Annotated in this window: 15 protein-coding genes; 7 read left to right on the forward strand and 8 right to left on the reverse strand. The window is 66.4% G+C overall.

The window, feature by feature from the left end; all coding sequences use genetic code 11:
- Window positions 1–126: 126 nt before the first annotated feature.
- Complete coding sequence (locus tag H6678_09910; GenBank protein ID MCB9474114.1) at window positions 127–4,116, forward strand: S8 family peptidase; 3,990 nt, start codon at window positions 127–129, stop codon at window positions 4,114–4,116.
- Between the two features lie 84 nt (window positions 4,117–4,200).
- Here H6678_09910 and H6678_09915 read toward each other — a convergent pair whose 3' ends face one another.
- Both H6678_09915 and motA read right to left on the reverse strand, forming a co-directional pair.
- The gene (locus H6678_09915; GenBank protein ID MCB9474115.1) at window positions 4,201–5,007 is read right to left on the reverse strand and encodes an OmpA family protein; all 807 of its coding nucleotides are present in this window, start codon (window positions 5,005–5,007) and stop codon (window positions 4,201–4,203) included.
- A gap of 10 nt (window positions 5,008–5,017) precedes the next feature.
- Window positions 5,018–5,872 (reverse strand): flagellar motor stator protein MotA, encoded by an 855-nt coding sequence (gene motA / locus H6678_09920; GenBank protein ID MCB9474116.1) that lies wholly within the window; start codon window positions 5,870–5,872, stop codon window positions 5,018–5,020.
- A gap of 238 nt (window positions 5,873–6,110) precedes the next feature.
- Between motA and hisS the strand changes: the two genes are divergently transcribed.
- The 4 genes from hisS (at window position 6,111) to H6678_09940 (ending at window position 12,752) form a co-directional block, all read left to right on the forward strand.
- Complete coding sequence (gene hisS / locus H6678_09925) at window positions 6,111–7,439, forward strand: histidine--tRNA ligase (GenBank protein MCB9474117.1); 1,329 nt, start codon at window positions 6,111–6,113, stop codon at window positions 7,437–7,439.
- On the forward strand, window positions 7,436–10,009 hold the full coding sequence (locus H6678_09930; protein ID MCB9474118.1) for a hypothetical protein: 2,574 nt from the start codon (window positions 7,436–7,438) through the stop codon (window positions 10,007–10,009). Before hisS ends, H6678_09930 begins: the two co-directional genes overlap by 4 nt.
- Window positions 10,010–10,295: 286 nt before the next feature.
- On the forward strand, window positions 10,296–12,179 hold the full coding sequence (locus H6678_09935) for a response regulator (GenBank protein MCB9474119.1): 1,884 nt from the start codon (window positions 10,296–10,298) through the stop codon (window positions 12,177–12,179).
- A gap of 99 nt (window positions 12,180–12,278) precedes the next feature.
- A complete protein-coding gene (locus H6678_09940; GenBank protein MCB9474120.1) occupies window positions 12,279–12,752 on the forward strand; it encodes a hypothetical protein in 474 nt (157 codons plus the stop codon).
- Between the two features lie 1,549 nt (window positions 12,753–14,301).
- On the opposite strand, the gene alr is transcribed toward H6678_09940, so the two are convergent.
- Both alr and H6678_09950 read right to left on the reverse strand, forming a co-directional pair.
- Window positions 14,302–15,462: an alanine racemase gene (alr, locus tag H6678_09945; GenBank protein ID MCB9474121.1), complete on the reverse strand. Its 1,161-nt coding sequence runs from the start codon at window positions 15,460–15,462 to the stop codon at window positions 14,302–14,304.
- Window positions 15,459–16,604 (reverse strand): amidohydrolase, encoded by a 1,146-nt coding sequence (locus H6678_09950; protein MCB9474122.1) that lies wholly within the window; start codon window positions 16,602–16,604, stop codon window positions 15,459–15,461. The genes alr and H6678_09950 overlap by 4 nt, the downstream gene beginning before the upstream one ends.
- A 364-nt stretch (window positions 16,605–16,968) precedes the next feature.
- Here H6678_09950 and H6678_09955 point away from each other — a divergent pair, with 364 nt between their 5' ends.
- On the forward strand, window positions 16,969–19,014 hold the full coding sequence (locus H6678_09955) for a T9SS type A sorting domain-containing protein (GenBank protein MCB9474123.1): 2,046 nt from the start codon (window positions 16,969–16,971) through the stop codon (window positions 19,012–19,014).
- A gap of 34 nt (window positions 19,015–19,048) precedes the next feature.
- Here H6678_09955 and H6678_09960 read toward each other — a convergent pair whose 3' ends face one another.
- Window positions 19,049–19,747 (reverse strand): hypothetical protein, encoded by a 699-nt coding sequence (locus H6678_09960; protein MCB9474124.1) that lies wholly within the window; start codon window positions 19,745–19,747, stop codon window positions 19,049–19,051.
- A gap of 70 nt (window positions 19,748–19,817) precedes the next feature.
- Window positions 19,818–20,852 (reverse strand): MBL fold metallo-hydrolase, encoded by a 1,035-nt coding sequence (locus H6678_09965; GenBank protein ID MCB9474125.1) that lies wholly within the window; start codon window positions 20,850–20,852, stop codon window positions 19,818–19,820.
- A gap of 312 nt (window positions 20,853–21,164) precedes the next feature.
- Here H6678_09965 and H6678_09970 point away from each other — a divergent pair, with 312 nt between their 5' ends.
- Entirely contained in the window at window positions 21,165–21,602 is a 438-nt protein-coding gene (locus H6678_09970) for a nucleoside deaminase (protein MCB9474126.1), read from the forward strand.
- 39 nt (window positions 21,603–21,641) lie between these two features.
- Here the strand turns inward: H6678_09970 and H6678_09975 are convergent, their stop codons facing one another.
- Both H6678_09975 and H6678_09980 read right to left on the reverse strand, forming a co-directional pair.
- Window positions 21,642–22,157 carry an NAD(P)H-dependent oxidoreductase gene (locus H6678_09975; protein MCB9474127.1) on the reverse strand — a complete coding sequence of 172 codons (516 nt, stop codon included), beginning with the start codon at window positions 22,155–22,157 and terminating at the stop codon, window positions 21,642–21,644.
- A 99-nt stretch (window positions 22,158–22,256) separates the two neighbouring features.
- A complete protein-coding gene (locus H6678_09980; GenBank protein MCB9474128.1) occupies window positions 22,257–23,825 on the reverse strand; it encodes a YifB family Mg chelatase-like AAA ATPase in 1,569 nt (522 codons plus the stop codon).
- Window positions 23,826–24,508: the final 683 nt, after the last annotated feature.

Below are 24,508 nucleotides of genomic sequence, written 5' to 3' on the forward strand. Positions count from 1 at the left end.
AATGGATCCCACGGTTCCACGGATCCGGTCGCCGCGAACCAAGAGAACAATCCAGACTTCGGCCCGATCCGGCGGGCTCCCCAACCATGCCGGCCACACGTCCGTGGCCCCAGTGAGGAGACATCCATGCGCTCTCTGTCCCCCGTTTCGACGCCGCCCTCCCGCTTTGCCCGCGCGCTCTGCCTGGCGCTGCTGGCGGGTCTGCTGGCCGCTCCCGCCGGTGCGGTCCAGCTCAAGCACCGCACGCTGAACCCGCCGTCCGGCAGTCTGGTCTGGCAGGGAGCCGCTCAATCCTTCCGGGGAACCGGCAGTCACGTGCTGGTGCGCGTCAAGGGCGCTTTGGACAGCGCGATGCGCGACCAGGCCCGCAGCCAGGGCCTGAACCTGCTGCAGCCGCTGGGCAACGGGCTCTGGATCGCCGTGGCCAGCGGCAGCCCCGATCCGCACTCACTGAATCTGAATCTGGACTGGGCCTCCCCGATCGACGCCATCGACAAGAAAGGGCCCGGCGTGCGCGACGGCCAGTACGGCCCCTGGTCGCAGCTCGAGGACGGACGCCGGGTCTGCAACGTGATCTTCCATCGCGATGTGGACACCCAGCAGGCCGGTCGCTGGCTGCGCGGACTGGGCATTCCCGTGGGCGCCCATGTCAACACCAGTCACGGCTGGACCGTGGGTCTGGACGACGCGGAACTGCAGCTGCTGCTGAACACCGACGAGGTGCTCTGGATCCAGGAAACCAGCCCGCCCCTCGAGGACACCAACAACGGAGCGCGCACGCGCACCCACGCCGATGTGGTGCAGGCGGCGCCCTACAGCTTCCGTGGTGAAGACGTGACCGTGACCGTCTACGACGGTGGTCTGGTGGACGTGGCGCACAGCGCTTTCGAGGGCCGGGCGATCATCGGAACCTCCGAGAGCGGCAGCGTGGCCGACCATCCCACACACGTGGCGGGCAGCGTGGGCTGCAATCACTCCACCTACTGGGGCATGGCCCCGGCCTGCGACATCGTGAGCTACGAGTACGAAAGCTGCACGCCCAACTGCCTCTACGATTCTCCCAGCGACATCGAGGCCGATCACGGCGAAGCGATCAACGTGCACGGCACCGACATCATCACCGTCTCGCTGGGCGCCAACATCTACAGCAATGGCTATCCCTGCAACTGGCAGGGCGACTACGAAACCGTGAGCGCCCTGATCGACGAGATCGTCGACGGCTCGCTGGGACGCAGCGTGATCATGACCTGGGCCGCGGGCAACGAGCGCGGTGGCGGACCCTGCGGCAGCAGCTTCTCCACCATGAGTGTGCCGTCCGGCGCCAAGAACCCCATCGTCGTGGGGGCCACCGTCAAGAACACCAGCGACAGCATGACCTCCTTCTCCTCCTGGGGTCCCACCGACGACGGACGCGTCAAACCCGATGTCTGCGCCCCGGGCGAGAGCATCAACAGCACCTTCCCCGGCAACGGCACCGGCAACATGAGCGGCACGTCAATGGCCACGCCGATCACGGCGGGTTGCACGGCCCAGCTGGTGCAGGCCTGGCGCGCCTATGTGCCCGGCAGCGAGCGCCTGAGTCCGGCCCTGGCCAAGACCCTGCTGGTGCAGACCGCCGACGACCGCGGCAACACGGGCCCCGACTACATGTATGGATACGGCCGGATCAACGTGGAACAGGCCGTGGATGCCCTGCGTCTGGGGCATTGGCTGGAAGATCGGGTGGGACAGGATGAGGTCCGCGAATACAGCGTGACCGTGGCCCCCACCGATTCCCGCCTGCAGGTCAGCCTGAGCTGGACCGACTGGCCGGGCGCCTATCTGGACCTGAGCGAACTGGTGGACGATCTGGACCTGGAACTGGTCTCCCCCTCGCAGCAGCTGCATGCGCCCTGGGTGCTCAACCCGGCCTCGCCCGCCTCGGCGGCCACCACGGGCACGGATGCGCTCAACACGGTGGAGCAGGTCACGGTCAACACTCCCGAAGCCGGCATCTGGACGATTCGTGTCACGGGTTCCAGCATTGCCCTGGACCAGCAGGACTTCGCGATCGTCGCCGACCTGCCGCTGCAGGCGGACAACACGGGCGTGATCGCCGGCATGGTCAGCGACTCGGAGACCAGCCAGGGTCTGGAAGCCCTCGTGCGCGCCCAGGAGCTGCCCGGCGCCGTGATGTCGACCGTGGACGGCAGTTATGCCCTGCGCCTTCCCGTGGGTCGCAACGTGACCCTGGAATGCCTGCACGCCAGTTACCTCACGGCCACCCAGGCCGTGCTGGTGGGCGCCGACACCACCTGGGTCGATTTCAGCCTGGAGGCCCGTCCCAGTGCCACCCTGAGCCTGAGCATGCTCAACGGCGCCAGCCCTCTGCCCGGCGCGGCGATCAGCATCAGCAACGAGCTGGGCCAGTACGGCGACTTCGTCTGCGACGAGCAGGGCCAGCTGGATGTGGTACTGCCCGCGGGCACCAGCTACGATGTGCTGGCCACCTATTCCCGCGATGACAGTCTGTACACCGACCTCAGCCTGGAGATGGGCGGCAGTGCACACGCGCTGCAACTGGAAGGTCTGAGTTTCCTGCCCAGCGATGTGGACAACAGCGGCTACCAGATGGTGGACAATCTGGACATCCATCCCGGCGCTCCCGACTGGGCCTGGATCGAAATCGATCCGGATCTGGGCGGAACAGGCACGGTGCTGGACTTCAGCGGCGACGACCAGACCCAGACGATCACGCTGCCCTTCACCTTCACCCACTACGGTGTCGACTACACCACCCTCTCGATCTGCGGCAACGGCTGGGTCTCGATGGGCACCACCACCGACAACGACTGGAGCGGCGACCCGGGCTTCCCCGATCCCGATGGCCCGCCGGCGATCATCGCTCCCTTCTGGGAGGACCTCAGTCCCCAGCGCCCCACCAGCGGCAACATCTGCTGGCAGTATCTGGCCGACAGCGGCGAGCTGGTGGTGCAGTTCACGGCCATCGAGCAGTTCACTCCCACCACGGCCCATGAGACCTTCCAGGTCATCCTGCGTGATCCGTCGGTCTGGCCCACCGCTTCGGGCAATGGCCAGATCCTCTTCCAGTATGGCGAGCTCGATGACATCACCGAGATCGCGGTCGGCATCGAGAACGAAGCCGAGGACGCGGGCCTGCAGGTCTACAACAATGGCGAGTTCCACCCCAATGCCCCGGCCATTGCCCAGGGCACCGCGATTCTCTTCACCTCCATCGCCAGCGAAGGCGTGGCCGCGGGTCAGGTCACGCTCTTCCCCGAGGATGCCGAGCTGCTGGCCCAGACCCGGGTGGCCTCACTGGGTGACACGATCAGCGTGAATCCCGATGGTTCCTGGATGATGGACGGCCTGCTGCCCGGCCAGCGCCCGATCTGGATCCTGGGGCCCGCGGGCGTGGAATCCGTGATCCGCGTGGGCACGGTGCCCGTGGCCGATACCCTCTGGGTGCCCGAAGTCACGCTCTGGCAACTGGGCGCGCCGGTCAACACGCAACTGGTGGATCTGGACGGCCCGCTGGTGACCCTTGCCTGGCAGCAGCCGGAGTGGTTCCTGCCTCCCGAAGTCAATGGGAATGCCATCTCCAAGGGCCCCGAGCACAGTGTGGACGACTTCCTCTCCTGGCGCGTCTACCGCAAGAACGTCAGTGCGGGAGAACCCAGCTTCAGCCTGGCCGCCAGCAATCTGGCCGATACCACCTGGACCCAGACCCTGACCCTGCCCGGCGTCTACGAATACCGGGTGGCAGGCTGGTACGCGGGCGGCGAGAGCCAGCCCGGTGACACCATCACCGTGGAAGCCGACTTCACCGGCCTGGACGCTGTGGTCCTGCCACTGGAATTCTATCTGGGCGAGCCCTACCCCAACCCCTTCAACAGCAGCACGCGCATCGCCTTCGGCCTGCCCGTGGCCAGCCATGTGCGCCTGGCCGTGTACAATCTCCTGGGTCAGGAAGTGGAACTGCTGCTGGACGGCGAGCTGGGGGCGGGTCATCATCAGGTCAGCTGGGACGGCACCCGTTTCGCCTCGGGCACCTACTTGCTGGGTTATCGCGACGACAGTGGGTCACACGTGCGACGATTGCTGCAGATCAAGTAGCTCACCACGAACGCAGAAGACAGAACGCCCTCCGGAAGCTCTCCGGAGGGCGTTTCCTTTGTGCAGCTCGGCAGGTGGCCCACCTCAGTGATCCATGTTGACCAGCTGCCCGCCCTCGCGGCGAATCGCGTCCACCGTGCGCCGGTTCATCACCAGGATCGTGATCCGGCGATTCATCGGATTGGTGGGCTGCTCGGGCAGCAGCAGCGCCGTCGACGCCAGCCCCACCACCCGCCCGATCTTCGAGGGGTCCAGGCCCGCGGCCAGGAATTCACGGCGCGCGGTGTTGGCGCGGTCGGTGGAGAGTTCCCAGTTGGAGTACGCGACCGAGCCGAAGGGCAGGGCGTCGGTGTGACCACTGATGCTGATCCGGTTGGGCACCGTGGCAATGGCATGTGCCAGTTCGTGCAGCAGGCGCCGGGCCCCCGGTTCCAGCTCGGCGCTGCCCAGCCCGAACATCGACTGGTTGCCCTTGTCCATGATCTGGATCCGCACGCCTTCGGGAGTCATCTCCACCTTCACCCGATCGCGGAACTCTTCCATCTCCTCCAGGGATTCCAGTGTTCCCTGGACCTGCTCGCTCAGTTGCCGCAACTGCTCGGCTTCACTCTCGCCGCTGGCCAGCTGGGACTGCGGATCGGCCGGACCGGGTCCTTCGCCGGACACTCCCTGTGCACCCCCCAGATCCACGGCGGCCGGATTGTTGAAGTAGCTCGAAATGGCGGACTTCTGCTGCTCGGTGCTCTGGTTCAGAATCCACATCAGCAGGAAGAAGGCCATCATGGCCGTGGCGAAGTCGGCAAAGGCCACTTTCCACGAGCCCCCGTGATGCCCGTGGGCGGCCGTGATCCGTTTGACCACGATGGGTTGATCGGGCTTCGATTCGGCCATCACGCGTGTCCTACTTGTTGGCCTTGAGGTACTGGTCCAGGTCCTCGAAACCGGGACGGCACTCGCTGGGCAGGGTCTTGCGTCCGAACTCGATCGCGATCTGGGGCGGGTAGCCCTGCAGGAAGGAGATGAAGCAGGTCTTGATCGCCACGAACCAGTCCGCCTGCTCCCGGGCCCGGCGTTCCATGGCATTGCTCAGCGGGGCGAAGAACCCATAGGCGAAGAGCACGCCCATGAAGGTGCCCACCAGGGCCGAGGCCACGTGATGCCCGATCTCCTCCGCCGGTCCGCCGAGAGCGCCCATGGTGATCACGATGCCCAGCACGGCGGCCACGATGCCGAAGCCGGGCAGCGCGTCGGCGACACGGCTGACCGCCTGTGCCGGCTCACCCGCCTCGTGGTGGTGGGCCGCCAGTTCCACATCCATCAGGTTCTCGAGCTGAAAGGTGTTCATGTTGCCGCTGATCATCAGTCGCAGGTAATCCTGGATGAACTCGATGGTATGGTGCTCCTTGAGCAGGTCGGGATACTTGCTGAAGATTTCGCTCTCGTGGGGGTCCATCGTGTCCACCTCGATGGCCACCATGCCCTGTCGTTTGATCTTGTTGAAGATTTCGGCCATCAACCCAAAGAGGATCAGATAGTCATCACGGGAATGAGCGGAACCGCCCAGCAGGGCGGGAATGCCGGTCAGGACCCGTTTCAGCACGCTGAAGGGGTTGGCGATGATCATGCCACCAATGGCCGCGCCCAGGATGATGATCAGCTCCAGGGGCTGCCAGATGGCCAGCAGATGCCCACCCGCCAGGGTGAATCCGCTCAGCACGGCGACGATCACCAGCAGGGCGCCCGCGATCAGGTTCATTGAATGTCCTTGACATCTGTCGCAAGCACTTGTTTTCGAACATGTTGCAGAAGTCCGATCGCTCACGAACACCCATGAATGATCGGCAGATTGCCGCAAGCACTGTACAGCGTCCGCCACTCGTGCCCGCTGGCAGTTTCAATTGCCCCCGCGAAGCGGCACATTCGGACTCGCGTGCCGCGACCCGGCCGCCGGACTCCCCGGCCGGACACTTCAGACCCAATGCAGAGGCCCTTTCATGAGCGAACGGATCACAGCCCGGATCTACAATGGTACCCGCGATTTTCTGCCCGCCGAGATGCTGCGGCGCGAAGCCCTGCTGGAAACCCTGCGCAGCGCATTCCAGCTCTACGGATTCGCGCCCGTGGAAACGCCGGCGATGGAGTACCTCGAGATCCTGCTGGGCAAGTACGGCGACGACGAAAAGTTGATCTACAAGCTGGACTACCGCAACGACGACCCCTCGCGGCGCCTGGCGCTGCGCTACGACCATACCGTGCCGCTGGCGCGTCTGGTGGCCTGCAATCCGGAGCTGCCCCTGCCCTTCAAGCGCTACCAGTTCCAGCCGGTCTGGCGCGCCGACCGTCCCCAGCCCCGTCAGGGACGCTTCCGCGAGTTCTGGCAGTGTGACATCGATACCATCGGCAGCGCCTCGCTGATGGCCGACGCCGAGATCATCGCGGCCGCCGACGGTCTGCTGGCAGGCCTGCAACTGCCCGATTACCGCATCCGGCTGAACCACCGTGGGCTGCTGGCGGCACTGGTGGCCTGGGCAGGCCTGCCCGCGGGCCAGGAAGCCGCCGTCTGCGGAGCGATTGACAAGCTGGACAAGGTGGGCCTGGACGGCGTGCGCCGCGAACTGGACACCGCGGTGGGCGCAGGCTCCGCCGTGGACAAGCTGCTGGAACGACTGGCCGTGCCCGTGAGCATGGCCACCCTGCCCGAGCTGCGCAGTCTGGACACGGGCGACGGGCGCGCCAGCCGCGCGGTGGACGAGCTGCTGGAGCTGAACGATCTGCTGGGCTCGCTGGGCGTGAACCGGGCGAATGTGGCCTTCGACCTCTATCTGGCACGCGGGTTGTCGTACTACACCGGCCCGATCTTCGAAACCGTGATTCCCAGCCTGCCCCACATGGGCAGCATCATGGGCGGAGGCCGTTACGATTCGCTGATCGGTCTCTATCTGGGGCGCGAGATGCCCGCCACCGGTTTGACCATGGGCCTGGACCGGATCCTGGCCGCTTTGGCCCAACTCGGTGAGACCCAGTCCCGCCAGACTCCGGCCCGGGTGCTGGTGACCCGCAGTTTTGCCGAGACGGACCACGCGGCCATCGAGCTTGCCGGCGAGCTGCGCCGGGCGGGCATTCCCACCGAACTGGCCCTGGAAGCGGGGCGGCTCAAGAAGCAGTTCGCGCTGGCCGACCGCAAGGGCATTCCCCATGTGATCACTCTGGGACCCGACGAGCAGGCCCGCGGGCTGCTGACCCTCAAGACGCTGGCCGATGGCACGCAGCGGGCACTGAGCCTGGCCGATGCGATCCGTGAACTGGGCGGGAGCCCCCGGTGAGCGCCCTGCGCACGTGGGCCTTTTGGGTCTTGCTGCTGACCTGGGCCAGCACCGGACTGGCGTCCTCGTCGGGTCTGAATGCGCTGCCCGCGCCGTCACGCACGGCCGATGTCCACCGCAACACCGGCCCGGACAAAGGCCTGCCCCCCGCATTGTACCCCTGTGAATCCCGGGCCCTGGTGGCGCCCACCACGCGCGGCGTACGGCCCATGCCGACAACCGGAACCCTGGGCGCAGCCCAGCGCGTGCCAACGGCTCCGCGCGATGCGCGCCAGGGCGGTGACACACCCGAAGCTGCCAGCGAGATTTCCGCCCTGCCCGCCCTGCTGGTTGGCACCACCACGGGTTACAGCAATCACGTCGCCCCCGGTTGCCCCACCCCCTCCAGCGGCCCCGACGTCTTCTACCGGCTGGAACTGGCGCAGGATCTCAGCCTGAGCCTGGACCTCTGCGACAGCTCCTTCCCGGCTCGCCTGGCCATCTACGCCGACACGGTGGACACCGAACACCTGCTGGCCTGTGATTCACAGGACTGCCCGGATGGCGCGGGCCGGCTCGAGGCTCAGTTTCTCAGCGCGGGCACCTGGTATCTGGCGATCGACGGAGCCGAAGGGCAATCCGGTGAGTACGAGCTCTTCATCTGGTCGCCCTGCGATATCGCCCAGCCGCTGGCGTGCGGCACCAGCGTGAGCGTGTCCGATTCGGTCAGTGCCAACGCCTGGCAAACCTATTGCGTGAGTGGCGAGAACGGCCCCGAACTGGCCTGGCGCGTGTCACATGCGGGAGGATTGCTGGACGCCCGGCTGACCGGGCTGAACGACGAAGACCACGACCTGATCCTGCTGGATGGCTGCGATCCCGGCAACTGCCTCCAGATGCCCTTCGAAGGCGACAGCGAGGAGCGGATCAGCAATACGCTGCCCGCGGGCGAGTACCTGCTGGCCGTGGACATCTGGCACTGGGGCGGTGAGGGCCAGCCGGGCCGCGGCCTGGACTTCACCCTCAGCCTCGACTGTGATCCATCGCCCTGCTCCGACCAGCCCCCGCTGGACTGCCTGGGTCGCCCGGAAATGGAGCCCAACGGCGGCTGGGATGATGGCCAGAATGCCAACCCGATCGCCTGTGGCGACACGCTCTGCGGCTCGGTCTGGGCCGACGGGGGGCTGCGCGATCTGGACTGGTTCCGCCTGGAGCACATGGGCGGCCCGCTGCGCGCCCGGCTGGAGGCCCGCCTGCTGAACCCGGTGCTCTTTCTCACCACCGAAGCACCGCCCGCCTCCGGAGGGCGCACCCTCAAGGTCGAAGATCGTGGCGCGCTCTGCGAAGGCGAAGTGCTGGAGCTGGACTGGCTGGCTCCAGGCAGCTACTTCCTGGTGGTGGCGCACAATGCCTTTCTGGGCGTGCCCCAGGACGAGCCCTGGCGCCTGATTCTCGAATGCCCCGACGATCCCTGCCTGGCACATGAACCCGTCGAGTGCACGGGTGGTCTGCACGAAGTGGAACCCAATGAGGGCTGGAACAGCAACAACCAGAACTGGAATGATGCGGCGGTGGACGAATTGCGTTGCGGCTCGCTCTGGGCCAGCAACGGCCTGCGTGACACGGATTGGTACCGTTTCAGCCTGGACGACAGCTCGGCCGTCGCGCTGGGCTCCCGCGCCGATCAGCTGGATGCGATCGTGTTTCTGTTCACGGCCGCGCTTCCGCCCTCGGGCCGCTTGCTGGCCGGAGCGGACAACACGGGGCTCTGCCAGCCTGAAAGCCTGTTCGTGCCCGCCCTGCCTCCGGGCGAGTATTACGCAATGATCGCCCACAACTCCACCAGCGGGGTCCCCGAGGACCAGAATTACGAACTGAGCCTGACCAGCCTGCCCACCCTGTCCAGGCCCGATCCCTGTGTGAATACGATTGCGCTGGAACTGGACGGCTCCCCCATCGATCTGCAGCGCCCGGCCCCCCAGACGGCCCATCTGGATGGTCTGCCCTGTGCCGGCCTGGTGGCCGGAGGCAACGACGAGGTCTTCGCGCTCAGCGTCAGCCAACCGGGGGCCTACCTGATCACGGTGCTGGGCGACTCGCCGCGGGCCGATGAGGTGCTGATGCTTCTGTCAGGTTGTGGCCCCGACGCCGAATGCCTGCAGGCAGTGGACGACAATGGGTCCGGCACCGATGGCGAACAGCTGCAGACCGGCGAGCTGGCCGCGGGCGAGTACACCCTGGTGGTCGACTTCTGGGGCAGTCTGGAAAGCCATGCCTACACTCTTGAAATCCTGCCCCTCACGGCCCTGGCTCCTGCTGAGGCGCGCCCCCGGACTCTGTCGCTGAACTGCACTCCCAACCCCTTCAATCCTGTGACTCGACTCAGCTGGCAGCACCCGGGCGGCCGGGCCAGCCTGAGCGTGCACGATCTGCTGGGCCGCTGCGTCCTGCGCGAAGATCTGCCAGTGTTGCCCCCGGGCCCCGCTGACCACCTTCTGGATGGCAGTGCCCTGGCCAGTGGGCTCTACCTGCTGCGGGTGAGCACGGATTCAGGCACCGAGTTCCAGGGCAAGGCGCTGCTGCTCAAGTAAGCGTCGGAACCGGAGTGCCAGAACGCGCACGCCAGGATTCCGGCTCCGGCACACTCGGACACTGCGCGACCCAGCACTCGCGCCCGCCCGCACTGAAGGCTCTCCTCCAGTCTGATTCGCGCAATCCGTCGCATTTCCAGACTGCAGTCGCCCCTGCAATCCAGCGATCGAAATTCCGATAGGAGAGCCCAGGCCCGGCATCAGGGCGAAGACCCGTTCCGCGGAACGGGAAGCAGAACAGCCTGACCCGGACAGCAGGCACCAGCATTACCCCCGGAGAGTCCCGATGAATCCGGACCGATACCAGGAGCTTTTCGAACGCTCGGCCGATGCGAACCTGATCATCGTGGGTGAACGCTTCGTGGACTGCAATGCGGCCACTCTGGTCATGCTGGGGTATGCCAGCAAGCAGGAAATGCTCAACGTCCATCCTTCCATGCTCTCCCCGGAATACCAGCCCGATGGGCAGCTGTCCTACGAGAAAGCCAACACGATGATCCAGCTCGCGCTGGCACGGGGGTCCAATCGTTTCGAGTGGTACCACCGGCGCGCCAATGGCGAGATCTTCCCGGTTGAGGTTCTGCTGACCGCGATTCCCGATCCCGGTGAGCAGATGCTGCACGTGGTCTGGCGGGAGATCGGGGCCCGCAAGCATGCGGAGCAAGCTCTGCGTGACTCACGCGATCAGCTGGCGGCGATTTTCGAGGCCACCCACGAAGGCATCCTGGTGCTGGATGCGGAGAGTGGCGAGCCCTTGAACATGAATCACGCCCTGCGCACCATGCTGAAGCTGGGATCCAGCGATTCTCCGGCCGCCTGCCGCGCCCTGCTGCCCCGTGAGCTGACCGTGGACGCCTTGCGTGCGTCCATGGCGGACGCGCCCTCCGGGATCGCTCCCCTGAGTGTTCTGATGCGTCGTCATGATGGACGTGCCTTCCATGCCGAGGTCCAGAGCTCCCCATTGACTCTTCAGGGCCGGAACTGCCTGATCGTCGTGATCCGCGACGTGAGCGAACGCGTCCAGCGCGAATCCCGGTCGCGCCATGCGCAGAAGCTGGAGGCGATCGGCACCCTGGCCGGAGGCATCGCCCATGATTTCAACAACATCCTGTCCTCGATGCTGGGGTACACCGAGCTGGTTCTGGAACGCCTGCCCGTGGGCAGCATGGAACACGAGGACCTCAGCGAAGTCGTGCGATCCGGCCAGCGTGCGGTGGAGCTTGTACGCCAGATCCTGACCTTCAGCCGTCACACGACCAGCGCCGTGACCCGGCTGGATCTGCATTCCAGCATTCGCGACGTGTTGCAGATGCTGCGCTCCACCCTGCCCAGCACCGTGCACATCGACCAGGATCTGGCCGTCGGCAGCTGGGTGATGGCCGACGAAACCCAGATGCAGCAGGTGGTGATGAACCTCTGCACGAATGCCTTTCATGCCATGGAATCAACGGGAGGCACGCTGCGGATCCGCCTGCGCGACGTGGAACTGGATGACGAGTCCCTGCCGCACGGGCTGTCTTGCGGCAGCCATCTGGAACTGCTGGTCCATGACACGGGCTGTGGCATCTCGCCCGAGGTCCTGCCTCATGTGTTCGATCCCTACTTCACCACCAAACCCCAGGGCAAGGGCTCCGGTCTGGGACTGGCCATGGTGGAGGGCATCATCAAGGAACATGGCGGCGCGATCACGGTCAGTTCCTGCCCGGGTCAGGGAACACGTTTCCGGGTGCTGCTGCCCAGGGCCGCGGGAGCCGACACGGCCCCCAGACCCACCAGCGAGGCCCGGCCGGTTCTGGCCGGAGGGCCGGAACGGATTCTGGTCGTGGACGACGAGCCCATGGTGGCCGAGCTTGTCCGCAAGACCCTGGAGAAATTGGGCTATCGGGTGCGCACGTTCACGGACAGCACACGGGCGCTGGCCCATTTCAAGGACAATCCCATGGCCTTTGATCTGGTGCTGACCGACCAGACCATGCCCAACCTGACGGGCTACGAACTGGCGCGCGCCCTGCTGGCCCTGCGGCCCGAGCTGCCGATCGTGCTCTGCACGGGCTTCAGTTCCTCGATCCCCGAAGCCAAAGCGCTGGAACTGGGCATCCGGGCCTACCTGCTCAAACCCACCAGCCGCGTCGAACTGGCACACGTGGTGCGCCGGGTGCTCGACAGCTGAAGCCATGGGTTCACTGCACGAGCGCCGACCACAGGATCCTTGCGCCCCGGATCGACGTATCCCCCGTGATTCCCGCGGAACGACACAGGAGACCCCCCATTGAACACCTTGCCCGGAAGCTCATCTCGCCGCGGCCGGCGTGGCCGAGCCGTCGCCCCGCATCTCCTCTCTCTGGCCCTGCTCTGCACCGCCTGCACCTGGGAGCTGGATCAGGATTCGAATCCGGGGGGCGACCCTGAGCACTCCAGAGATCAGACTCCCGAACAGCAAGACCTTGAATGGCTGGCCACCCAGGACTCGCTGATCCGCACTCTGGCGGGCGTTCCCGCCTGCCATGGCCCCCAGGACTGCCTGGCTCTGCCCATGGGCGACAAGCCCTGCGGCGGCCCCTGGCGCTACCTGATCGTCTCACGCAATGCCGAAAACACTCCCCTGGTGGAAGCGATGGTGATGCACTACAACGACATCAACGCCGCCATGAACGAGCGTTGGGGCTGGGGCTCCGACTGCGAAGTCCTGATGCCCCCCGACCTGATCTGCCAGAACGGAGTCTGCACCGAAGCACCACGATGACGCGCGTGTGATCCATCTCCAGAGTCGAGATCCTCGCGCCCCTGCGCTACCAGACAACGCCTGGAGCTGAGGCACAGCGCCGCATGCGAGAGATCTCCAGTGTGCCCGTGGGCACCGTCAGGTACCAGCCTGCCTGACGCCCGGCGATGACCATGCGACGGCGGGCGGGGACAGCGTGGGGGAAGCGTCGCACACGGAAGAATCCCAGTGTGCCCGGGGGCAACGTGGGGTACCAGCCTGCCTGACGCCCGGAGGTGAGCATGCGACGGCGGGCGGGGACAGCGTGGGGAAGCGCCGCACCAGCCCAGTGTGCCCGGGGGCAACGTGGGGTACCAGCCTGCCTGACGCCCAGAGGTGAGCATGCGACGGCGGGCGCGCGCAGCGCAGGCCCGTCCGGCGGAGTGAGAGAACAAGATTTCTTTTGGCTCCACTCTTTTCTTTCTCGGAAAGAAAAGGTGGAAAGCGTGGCGCGACCCGCCCGCCCTGGATTCCATAGAAAGTGTGCTGACAACGCGCAAATTTGACGACTTCATCAGGCCCGGCTGGAAGCTACGTCGCGAGAGGAGAGCGTTCGGGCGAAGCGAAGCGGTGGGAACTCCCGTGTAACTTGTCGAGATCCCCGCTTCCGCGGGGATGACCATCCTGGGGATGCGCCGCATGCGGAAGAATCCCAGTGTGCCCGGGGGCAACGTGGGGTACCAGCCTGCCTGACGCCCAGAGGTGAGCATGCGACGGCGGGCGCGCGCAGCGCAGGCCCGTCCGGCGGAGTGAGAGAACAGGATTTCTTTTGGCTCCACTCTTTTCTTTCTCGGAAAGAAAAGGTGGAAAGCGTGGCGCGACCCGCCCGCCCGGATTCCACGGAACGTGTGCTGACAATGCGCAAATCTGACAGCTTCATCGGGCCCGGCTGGAAGCTACGTCGCGAGAGGAGAGCGTTCGGGGGAAGCAAAGCGGTGGGAACTCCCGTGTAACATGTCGAGATCCCCGCTTGCGCGGGGATGACCATCCTGGGGATGCGTCGCACGCGGAAGAATCCCAGTGTGCCCGGGGGCAACGTGGGGTACCAGCCTGCCTGACGCCCGGAGGTGACCATGCGACGGCGGGCGCGCGCAGCGCAGGCCCGTCCGGCGGAGTGAGAGAACAAGATTTCTTTTGGCTCCACTCTTTTCTTTCTCGGAAAGAAAAGGTGGAAAGCGTGGCGCGACCCGCCCGCCCCGGATTCCACGGAACGTGTACTGACAACGCGCAAATTTGACGACTTCATCAGGCCCGGCACGTCGCGCTTGGATAAGCGATGTGGCCACATGTCGAGATCCCCGCTTGCGCGGGGATGACCGGCCCGGGGAGGTGTCGCACACGGAAGAATCCCAGTGTGCCCGGGGGCAACGTCGGGTACCAGCCTGCCTGACGCCCAGAGGTGACCATGCGACGGCGGGCGCGCGCAGCGCAGGCCCGTCCGGCGGAGTGAGAGGACAAGATTTCTTTTGGCTCCACTCTTTTCTTTCTCGGAAAGAAAAGGTGGAAAGCGTGGCGCAGCGAAAATGGTGCGTCAGTCCACCACCACGCGGTCGATGTCACGATCGAGGCGCGCAAGGATTTCGTACGTCAGGTCATTGGTGCCGGCGCCGAAGGCACTGACGGTGATCTCGTCGTTGCCCTGATGACCGATGATCACCACGGGATCCGAGGGGGCGACGTTGGGCAGGCCGCTCACGTCCACGGTCATCATGTTCATGTTGACCATGCCCACCACGGGGCAGCGCTGGCCGCCGATCAGGACATGACCCCGGTTGCTCAGACCCCGATCGAAGCCATCGTGATAGCCCACGGGCACCACCGCGATCTTCATGCGCTGCATCGAGAGATAACTGTTGCCATAGCCGATGAACTCGCCGCGTGAAACCTGCTTGAGGTTGATCACCCGGCTGTTCCAGGAGATCACGCGCTTGAGGGTGGGCCGAACCCGGACCTGGCCCTTGAGGTGCATCATCCGGGTTTCCGGACTGGGCCAGAAGCCGTACAGCGCGATGCCCACGCGCACCAGATCGTCGATGGTCTCAGGAAAGCTGAAGGTGGCGGCCGAGCTGGCTGCATGCCGCAACACGCCCCGGGCGCCCAGCTCGTTCAACTGGCGGATGCGGTCGCGATAGACCAGGATCTGGTCCATCACACGCTTGTAGTTGGCCGAGGACTCGGCACCCGCGAAATGCGTGCAGATACCCTCCAGGCAGAGCAGTTCCGGATGTTTCAGGCAGCGCTGGGTGGCCGCGGACAGTCCACGGGCGGACAAGCCCGTGCGATGCATGCCGGTTTCCACCTCCAGATGGACACGAGCCGCCTTGCCCACCCTGCGAGCGGCTTTCTCGGCGGCTCGCAGACGCGAAAGCTCGCTCACGAAAAAGGCGATCTCGTTGGCCACGGCCCACTCCAGGTCATCATTGTCGATGTCACCCATGATCAGGATGGTGCCCGGTGTGGTACGGCTGGCCAGCACGGCTTCGGCCTCGCCCGCGCAGTACACGCAGAAGTGGTTTATCCCGCAGGACTCGGCCAGTGGCACGAAGACCGGAATGCTGTGACCGTAGGCGTTGGCCTTGACCACGCAGGAAATGATCGGTCTGGGTCCCACCTGCTTGCGGATGTAGCGGACGTTGGAGCGCAGGGCGGATTCGCTGAGTTCGATCCAGGACGAGGGTGTCACCGGGCTCATGGGGAATCCTCCTCGAGCAGGCCCTTGAGAGTGGTCAGCAGGAACCGGACGCCCGTGTCCAGCAGTGTGTCGGGAAAGTCGTAGTCGGGATGGTGCAGTGGTGGCTGGTTCTCGCCGGCACCCAGCCCGAACAACGCGCCGGGACAGGCCGCCGTGAAATGTCCGAAGTCCTCGGACCAGGCGAAGGGCGTGTCTGGCTGCTGGATCACGAAACCCGCCTGCCCGGCAAGGCGCTCCACACTCCTGACCACCGCGGCGTTGTTCCAGGTGGCCGGAAAGATCTCGACCCATTCCAGTTCACATGTGATTCCATGGGCCGCGGCCAGGCCCTGACCCAGTGCCTCGCAGGCACGGGCCAGCCGGGTCATCACGGCGGAGTCGTGGGTGCGCAGTGTGGCGCAGACTCGCCCGCTGCCGGGGCTGGTGCCGAAGGCCGGCCCGCCGATTTCCAGACCCACCACGGTCAGCTGGGCCGCCTCGTGCAGCGCCGTGACCGTCTGGGGCAGGGCCGCCAGCGCCTGCGCCAGCTGCGCGGCACAGGTCACCGGACTGCGGCCCCGCTCCGGTTCCGCCGCGTGGGAGGATACGCCGGTCAGTCTCACGCTCAGACCCTGCGAGGCACTCGCGAAACACCCTTCGCGCGACACGAGTGTTCCCAAGGGATAACCGGGCAGATTGTGAATCGCCAGCACCCGGTCGGGAGCCAGCTCACTGAAGCGCGGATCGTCCAGAACGGCACGGGCTCCGGCTCCGGTTTCCTCCGCCGGCTGGAACAGCAAGAGGGCGCTGCCCCGCGAGGGGCGGGTTCCGGCCAGCTGGCGTGCCACCCCCAGCAACAGGCTCATGTGGCCATCATGTCCGCACTTGTGCGACACCTGCCCGCTGGGAGCGGCCCAGGCCAGATCCGTGCGGTCCGGGAGAGGCAGGGCGTCCATGTCAGCGCGCAACAGCACACGCGGCCCGGGCAATGGGCCATCGAAGATCGCCACCAGCCCGTGCCCGCCCAGTTCGCGGACCAGGCGATCCGGCTTGAGCTGTTCCAGTTCCTGACACAGCAACGCGGCCGTGCGGGATTCCTCCCCGGACAATTCGGCGCAGGCATGCAGGCGGTGACGAAGTTCGGTGAGAGAAAGTGCGGGCATGAACGGACCTCCGTTTGTCCCGCAAGGGCCGCCCATTGAGATCTTGCACGCGATTTCATCGGCCCTTGTGGGCGAAGGCAGCTTCGGGAGTGGCCTTTCAACCAGTGGAATTCCGGTGGGAATCACAAATCGAAGGCGACCGGATCAGTCGGCGCTTCCCGGTCGGGGGACTCCGGGTCTGCCGGGACGACCGCGCGCGGGCGCGCAGTTCCCTTGCCAAGCCTGAGCTCGAATCCCATTTTGGGCGCGTCTCCCGTCGCCCCTCTCCCCTCTGGCGATTCCTGCAGCCCCACGTCCCGGGCTGGCGATTCCTTCCCGCACTCATGTTCCCGGTTGTCGGTCGAACCCTGGAAGGATGGCTCTCATGACTCCACTCACGCCTGTGCGCGCTCTGCCTTTCGCAACGGCTCTGCTGCTGGTCCTGCATCCCATGGCGCTGTCCGCCCGGGACAACGGGGCGATCGTGGGCTGGGGCAGCCAGGTGGTGGTTCGTGCCTCGCTCCAGCAGGAGCTGGTGTCGCTTTCGGCGGGTGGCGGACACAGCATGGGGCTTCGTGCGGACGGCACACTGGTCGCCTGGGGTGACAACCGGGAAGGCCAGTGCCAGCTGACCTCCGCGACGCCGGGATGCATCGCGGTGAGCGCAGGTCTGAATCACAGTCTGGCGCTGCTCGCGGACGGCAGCCTGCGCGCCAGCGGAGACAATCTCTATGGCCAGTGCGAGCTGCCCACGCCCGGCAGCCCGCCCGTGGCGATTTCCGCCGGTTACTTCCACAATCTGGCTCTGCTGGCCGATGGGTCGCTGTGCGCCTGGGGTGACAACATCTACGGGCAATGCGAGCTGCCCGAGCCCAACAGCGGTTTCATCGCGATCGCGGCGGGCGGGGTGCACAGTCTGGCGCTGCGCGAGGATGGCCGCATCGAAGCCTGGGGCAGCAATGGCGATGGCCAGTGCACCGTGCCCCTGCCCAACTCGGGTTTCACGGCCCTTGCGGCAGGAGCCAACCACAGTCTGGCGCTGCGCTCGGATGGAGTGCTGGCGGCCTGGGGGGCCAATGACCACTCCCAGTGCCTGATCCCGTTTCCGAATGAGGGATTCATCTCCCTGGCCGCCGGCAGTCGGCACAGCATGGGTCTGCGCCAGAACGGCAGTCTGGAGGTCTGGGGCGACGACACATTCCAGCAGCTGGCGGTGCCACAGTGGGCCGCTCCCTTCAGCACCATCGCGGCGGGCTTCAATCATTGCCTGGCCATTTCCGCCAGCGGGCCGTGCCAGGCCTGGGGGGCCAATTCACTGGGGCAATGTCTGGTCCAGGAGCCCGATCCGGAGTTCGTGGCGATCGCCGCGGGCTACGAGCACAACCTGGGCCTGCGCGCCGATGGATCGATCCTGGCCTGGGGCTACAATGGCTTCGATCAGTGCACACTGGAGGGAGCGAACACGGACTTCGTCGCGGTGGCCGCGGGCGGCAATCACAGTCTGGCCCTGAGCCGCTGGGGCCGCGTGCAGGTCTGGGGCTGCAATGATGACGGCCAATCGACCATGCCCGACCCCCTGGCGCTCTTCACGCAGGTGACCGCAGGGTACGAGCACAGCATGGCCCTGAGAGTCAACGGCAGCATTCTGGCCTGGGGCAATGACGGAAGCGGCCAGTGTGAGGTGCCCGCGCCCAATCAGGAGTTCATCGCCGTGGCTGCTGGCTGGTATCACAGCCTGGCCCTCAAAGCGGATGGAAGCCTGGTCGCGTGGGGTGATGGGGCCTTCGGCCAATGTGAGCTTCCCGACCCCAATCAGGATCTGCTGGCGATCGCGGCGGGGGACGGGCACAGCCTGTGCCTGCGTGCCGATGGATCGATCCTGGCCTGGGGCCTGAATTCCGTCGGGCAATGCGACGTGCCCGAACCCAATGCGGACTTCATCGCGGTGGCCGCAGGGCGCTGGCACAGTCTTGGCCTCAAGGCGGATGGATCGGTCGTGTCCTGGGGCGACAACAGCTGGGATATGCTGCCCGCGATCCAGCCCGGCGACGACGTCGTGGCCATCGCCGCCGGCGGATTCCACAGCCTGGCTCTTCGTGGGCGCTCGCAGACCGCCATCGAACCAGGCCCACGCGGCCTGCCGGAGTTCGCGCCGGTCGTGATCCGCTCCGTCACGCCCAACCCCTTCAACCCCGAGACCCAGCTGGAGTTCGACCTGCGGCAGGCGGCACGCGTGCACATGCGCGTGTACGACATCGCGGGGCAGCTGGTGAGCTGGCAGCCTGCGGGTCCGTACGCGGCGGGCCTGCACCGGATTCGCTGGGATGGCCTGACCCGCTCCGGCATGCCGGCAGCCTCGGGTGTCTACCTGATCCAGCTGGATGATGGGCGGGGGCACGTCGCCGTGAGTCGGGCGACCCTGGTGCGCTGATTTCACCGTGCAATGGAAGAGCGTCAACTCTGCGTCAGGCGGGATGCGGTGACTCATGGCGGGCTGCCAGCCTGCGTATCTCATGGTTCTCGAAGGTGGAGGACGGCGCACGGTCGGACTCGTCCAGCGCCCAGCCCAGCATGGCGCGGGCCAGCTCGTCGGATGTGAGACCCATGTTGGGCCAAAGTGGGCGCAGCACCGGATACAGCCAGCGGAACACGCGGTAGGCCAGGGTCGGTTCGCGGCGCGCGGTCACGGGAAAGATGTAGCCGGGCCGGAAGATGCCCAGTCGGGCGAAGCCTTGCGCCAGCAGGGCGTTCTCGGCCACCCCCTTGTGACGGGCGAAGGCGATGCGGCTGCGCTGGTTCCGGTCGGCACCCATGCCCGAGAGGAAGGCCAGGATCGCGCCGGGGCTGACCGCGTGCAGCACGCGCGCGAGATGCGCGGGCTGTTCGGCCGTGACCCGGCGCAGTTCGTCGGCCGACACCGCGCCGGTGTAGACCCCGATGCAGTAGAACACCACATCCTGCCCCGCCAGTGCCGCGCTCAGGGGCTCGCAGTGGTCAAAATCGGGGTGGATCGTTTCCTGCAGCCGGGCATGCGTCACTCCACAGGGCCGGCGCCCGATCACGCTCACACGCCCGATGCGCGCGTCGTCCAGGCACAGCCGCAGCAGCAGGCCGCCGACCATGCCGGTCGCGCCCAGAACCAGTACCGAAAGATCCTTGGCCATGTCCTGTCCTCTCTGTTGCCGCATGCATTCTGCCGGTTCGTCGCCTCTTCTCCGCTCGGACCGGCTGTGCTCAGTAGCCGCCTGTGGAGACGATGGGATCTTCCTGCGCCGTCCGCCAGGGCCGTTCGGGCCACCAACGCACCGGGGGCGCCGGTGATGCCGGGTCGACGCTCTCACCGGGCCGCGGAATCACCAGCGGAGTCGCGCTGGATTGCGCGGCCCGCAGCAGGCGTTCCACGGGTTCGGTCCAGCCGTGGAAGGCCAGATTGAATGTGCCCCAATGCACGGGCAGCAGCAGGCCGCCCCGGACGAGCGCATGTGCCTTGACCGCCTGTTCGGGCCCCAGGTGCACATCCGGCCAGAGGGCATCGTAGGCACCACACTCGATCAGGCTGAGGTCGAAGGGGCCAAGGCGCTCGCCGATCTCGCGAAAGCCCGGGAAGAAGCCACTGTCACCGCAGATGTACACCCGGTGCCGCGGGCTCTGGATGGCCCAGCCTGCCCAGAGTGTCGGATTTCCCCGCAGATGTCCCAGCAGCCGACCCGAAAAGTGGCGGGCCGGGGTGGCCGTCAGGACCAGCTCGCCCAGATCCAGGCTCTGCCACCAGTCGCGTTCGATGATGCGCTCCGGCCGCACACCCCAGCGTTCCAGCCAGGCTCCCACACCCAGGGGCGTGACGAAGAGTGGCACCCGATCGCGCAGCAGGCGAATCGTCTCGCGGTCCAGGTGATCGTAGTGATCGTGCGTCAGCAGGACCGCATCCAGCGGCGGCAGGTCTTCCAAGGCCAGAGGTGGAGCGAAGAAACGCGTCGGCCCGAGCCAGGACACCGGAGACACGCGCCGTCCCCAGACCGGATCACAGAGCAGGCGCTTGCCGCCGATCTCGATCAGCACGCTGGAATGCCCAAGCCAGGTCACGCGCAAGCCGCTCGTGGGTGGCTGGCTGAAATCGGCGGCCCGGCGTTGGCACACAGGAAGTGGCAGATCGGGGGTCGCATGCGTCGAGCGATTCCAGTATCTGGCCAGCATCTTCAGCAGGGAGCCATTGCGCACGGGCAGCGGATTGTGAAAGCTCCCCCCGTGCCATTGCGGGGAGGCTGCCATGGCGTCTCGCCGGGCTCGTGCGCCAGCGACTCTGGTCTCGGTCGTGGACAAGGTTCCTCCCCGGGTCGGCCGGAACGGCTGCCTGGAACTGGATGGCACACGTGGATGGCTGGACTTCGGCCGCTGTGTGCCATGCGCCATCACATGGCAGGCCGCACGGCAACACGCGTTGGGCAAAGGCCCTGAACTCTCGGACCGACTTGTCCTGAAGCGGGCAGGAACTACCTTGCACGTTCGGTCAGGGCGCTGGTGTCCGGTTGCCCGCCGTGACCAGGCACCCATTCCAGGACAACGCAATCCGGAGGAATCGGCATGGACGCTTTTCTGGCTGCCGCGATCGAGGAAGCCCGGGCCGGGCTGGCCGAGGGCGGCATTCCCATCGGCTCGGTCCTGGTGCTCGACGGACGCATCGTGGGACGCGGGCACAACCGGCGTGTCCAGCGCGGCAGCACCGTGCTGCACGCGGAAATGGACTGTCTGGAGAACGCGGGCCGGATGACGGCCACGGACTACCGCCGCTGCGTGCTCTACTCCACCCTCTCCCCGTGCGACATGTGCAGCGGTGCCGCGCTGCTTTACGGCATCCCGACGGTGATCGTGGGCGAGAACCACACCTTCCGGGGCCCCGAAGAGCATCTGCGGGCCAGAGGAGTGACTCTTCGCATCGTGGACGACCCGACCTGCCGCGCCCTGATGGAGCATTTCATTCGCGAGAATCCTGTGCTCTGGAACGAGGACATCGGCGAATAGGACCTCCCTGGCCGCAAGCCAGCGGCGGACACCAAGGAATCAGGCCAGCAGCTTGGCGCCGATGCGGGCGAACTCACCGGCGAACTGGTCCAGGCGCTCGGAGAGCTCACCCGGGGGCACGGCCAGATCCACGAAGTCCTTGCCCACGGCATATACGACCCGGGGCAACTGGATCATGCGCCACTCGTTCATGCAGATCTGGGTCAGGTGCATGGTGCTCAGGTAGGATTTGTGCCCGCCCGCGGCGCAGAGAATGCCGAAGAACTTGGACTCCATCCCGCCACAGCAGGTATCCAGCACCATCTTCAGGCTGTCGCTGATCGAATAGCAGTGGACGCCCATTCCGATCACGAAATTGTCCGCCGCCTGGATGCGGGCTTTCAGCTGGTCCATGCTGACACTGACCGCTCGGTGCGCGGGTTGCAGTTCGATCTCGCGCAGATCCACGAAGTCCACGTCGATGTCCTGGGCCTCCAGGCGCTGCCCGACTTCGCGGCAGAGCACGCGGGAGCGCGAGCGCTCGCTCAGGGAACTGGAAAGTATCAGGGTGCGCATCCGCCCTCCTTGGTCCGGTCACGGCCCGCCCGCCGGGTGCGTGAAACCAGCCGCCAAGCTAATACTGCCCGGGGCCTGTTGCTTTCCACCTTGACTCCGTCATTCCTGAAGCTGCGAGCGGGTGTCCCGGATCCGCAATTGAACGGCTTCGGCCAGCTCCGCCGAGCCGATGGCGTCGCGGCCGTGGAGGTCCGCCACGGTGCGGGCCACCTTCACCACGCGGTCCACGCTGCGCGCGCTCAGCCGGAAGCGGTCCGCCACCCTGCGCAGCAGAGCCAGGCTGGCCTCATCCAGTGGGCACCAGGCCTTCAGTCCGGACCGATCCAGTCCCGCATTGCTGAACAGGCGTGTGTCGCCCCGATAGCGATGCCGCTGCCGGTGCACGGCCTCCTCCACCCGGGACCGCACCGTCTGGCTGTCCTCGCTCTCCCGTTGATCCATCAGTTCTTCCAGGCTCAACGAAGGGACTTCCACCTGCAGGTCGATCCGGTCAAGGATCGGCCCGGAAAGTCTGGCGGTGTAGCGTTCCACCTGAAAGGGGCTGCAGCGGCAACTGCGCCGGGGATCGCCCAGATAGCCGCACGGACAGGGGTTCATCGCGGCCACCAGTGTGATCCGTGCCGGCAGGCGTACGCTCAGCCCGGCCCGTACGATCTGGACCCAGCCATCCTCGAGGGGTTGGCGCAGGTGTTCCAGGGCACTGCGGCGGAACTCGGGAAACTCGTCCAGGAACAGCACTCCGCGATGGGCCAGGCTCAGCTCGCCCACGTGGGGAGCGCGAGCTCCCCCCAACAGGCCCGCATCGGAAATGCTGGCGTGTGGCGAACGGAAGGGCCGATGACTGAGCAGGCCGCCATCGCGGGGCAGCAGGCCGGCCACCGAATGGATGCGGCTCACCTCCAGGGCCTCCCCGCTGGCCAGCCGGGGCAAAATGCCCGCCAGCCGGTGGGCCAGCAGGGTCTTCCCGGACCCGGGCGAGCCCACCAGCAGGAGATTGTGTCCCCCGGCGGCGGCGATCTCAAGCGCCCGACGCGCCTGGGCCTGCCCGCGAACATCCCGCAGATCGGGCGCTCCTGCATCCACGGTCCGGGGGATCTCGCATTCACCGGGCACCAGCGGATCAAGGGTCCGGGTGCCGCTGATGTGATCCACGGCCTCGCGCAGGGTGCCCACGGCCACCACCGGGCAGCCGGCACCGAGTACCGCCTCGAGCTGGTTCTCGCGCGGCACAAGAACCTGGTCGATGCTCTCTCCCGGCCGGCTTCGGCTGCCACCCGCAGGATCGGGACTCACCATCACCAGCACTCCGCGCACGGCCGCCACGCGTCCTTCAAGAGTCAGCTCGCCCAGCACGAGAGTGCGTGCCAGGCGCTCCGGATCACAGCGGCCCATGGCTGCCAGCAGGCCCAGGGCGATCGGCAGATCGAAGGCACTGCCGCTCTTGCGCAGGTCTCCGGGCACCAGATTGATCACGACCCGCTTGGTCAGTTCAATGGGAAAGCCCTGCATGCGGGCCGCGCTGAACACACGTGGAATGGCCTCGCGGATCGCACTGTCGGGCAGTCCGGTGATCACGACCTTGGGCATGCCCGGGTGCACGTGCACCTCCACACGGACACGCAGAGCTTCCACGCCCAGCAGGGCGGCGGTTGGAACGGTGGCGTACATCTGTCCTCCTTTGCCACAAGCTATCACCGCATTCGCCCCTCGGCAGGGGACCGATGAGATTCCCGGCATTTTCAGGGAAGGACCGTCCATGAATTCTGACACACGGTGGGAGCCGGTGATCCGGGTGCTGGCTTCCTGCCAGCATCCTCGGGTGGCGCCGCGGCTGGCGTCATGCCAGCATCCTCGGGTGGCTCCGCGGGTGGCGTCATGCCAGCATCCTCGGGTGGCGCCGCGGGTGGCTTCATGCCAGCATCCTCGGGTGGCTCCGCGGCTGGCGTCATGCCAGCATCCTCGGGTGGCGCCGCGGCTGGCGTCATGCCAGCATCCTCGGGTGGCTCAACGGGTGGCGTCATGCCAGCATCCTCGGGTGGCTCAACGGGTGGCGTCATGCCAGCATCCTCCGGTGGCTCAACGGGTGGCGTCATGCCAGCATCCCAGGTGGCTCCGGTGGCGCGCGGCTGGCGTCATGCCAGCATCCTCCGGTGGTGGCTCATGCCAGCATCCCGGCGTCGGGTGGCGTCATGCCAGCATCCTCGGTGGCTCCGCGGCTGGCGTCTGCCAGCCAGCATCTGCCAGCATCCTCGGGTGGCTCTGCGGCTGGCGTCATGCCAGCATCCTCGGCTGGCTTAGCGGGTGGCGTCATGCCAGCATCCTCGGGTGGCTCATCGGCTGGCGTCATGCCA

It is taken from the genome of Candidatus Delongbacteria bacterium (assembly GCA_020634015.1).
Taxonomy (GTDB): Bacteria; CAIWAD01; CAIWAD01; order CAIWAD01; family CAIWAD01; genus JACKCN01.

What these genes read in the sequence shown, in the direction of transcription:
- H6678_09910 (MCB9474114.1), top strand. Translation starts at nt 127, where the DNA reads ATGCGCTCTCTGTCCCCCGTTTCGACGCCGCCCTCCCGCTTTGCCCGC.
- H6678_09915 (MCB9474115.1), bottom strand. Translation starts at nt 5,007, where the DNA reads ATGGCCGAATCGAAGCCCGATCAACCCATCGTGGTCAAACGGATCACG.
- motA (MCB9474116.1), bottom strand. Translation starts at nt 5,872, where the DNA reads ATGAACCTGATCGCGGGCGCCCTGCTGGTGATCGTCGCCGTGCTGAGC.
- hisS (MCB9474117.1), top strand. Translation starts at nt 6,111, where the DNA reads ATGAGCGAACGGATCACAGCCCGGATCTACAATGGTACCCGCGATTTT.
- H6678_09935 (MCB9474119.1), top strand. Translation starts at nt 10,296, where the DNA reads ATGAATCCGGACCGATACCAGGAGCTTTTCGAACGCTCGGCCGATGCG.
- alr (MCB9474121.1), bottom strand. Translation starts at nt 15,462, where the DNA reads ATGAGCCCGGTGACACCCTCGTCCTGGATCGAACTCAGCGAATCCGCC.
- H6678_09950 (MCB9474122.1), bottom strand. Translation starts at nt 16,604, where the DNA reads ATGCCCGCACTTTCTCTCACCGAACTTCGTCACCGCCTGCATGCCTGC.
- H6678_09955 (MCB9474123.1), top strand. Translation starts at nt 16,969, where the DNA reads ATGACTCCACTCACGCCTGTGCGCGCTCTGCCTTTCGCAACGGCTCTG.
- H6678_09960 (MCB9474124.1), bottom strand. Translation starts at nt 19,747, where the DNA reads ATGGCCAAGGATCTTTCGGTACTGGTTCTGGGCGCGACCGGCATGGTC.
- H6678_09965 (MCB9474125.1), bottom strand. Translation starts at nt 20,852, where the DNA reads ATGGCAGCCTCCCCGCAATGGCACGGGGGGAGCTTTCACAATCCGCTG.
- H6678_09970 (MCB9474126.1), top strand. Translation starts at nt 21,165, where the DNA reads ATGGACGCTTTTCTGGCTGCCGCGATCGAGGAAGCCCGGGCCGGGCTG.
- H6678_09975 (MCB9474127.1), bottom strand. Translation starts at nt 22,157, where the DNA reads ATGCGCACCCTGATACTTTCCAGTTCCCTGAGCGAGCGCTCGCGCTCC.
- H6678_09980 (MCB9474128.1), bottom strand. Translation starts at nt 23,825, where the DNA reads ATGTACGCCACCGTTCCAACCGCCGCCCTGCTGGGCGTGGAAGCTCTG.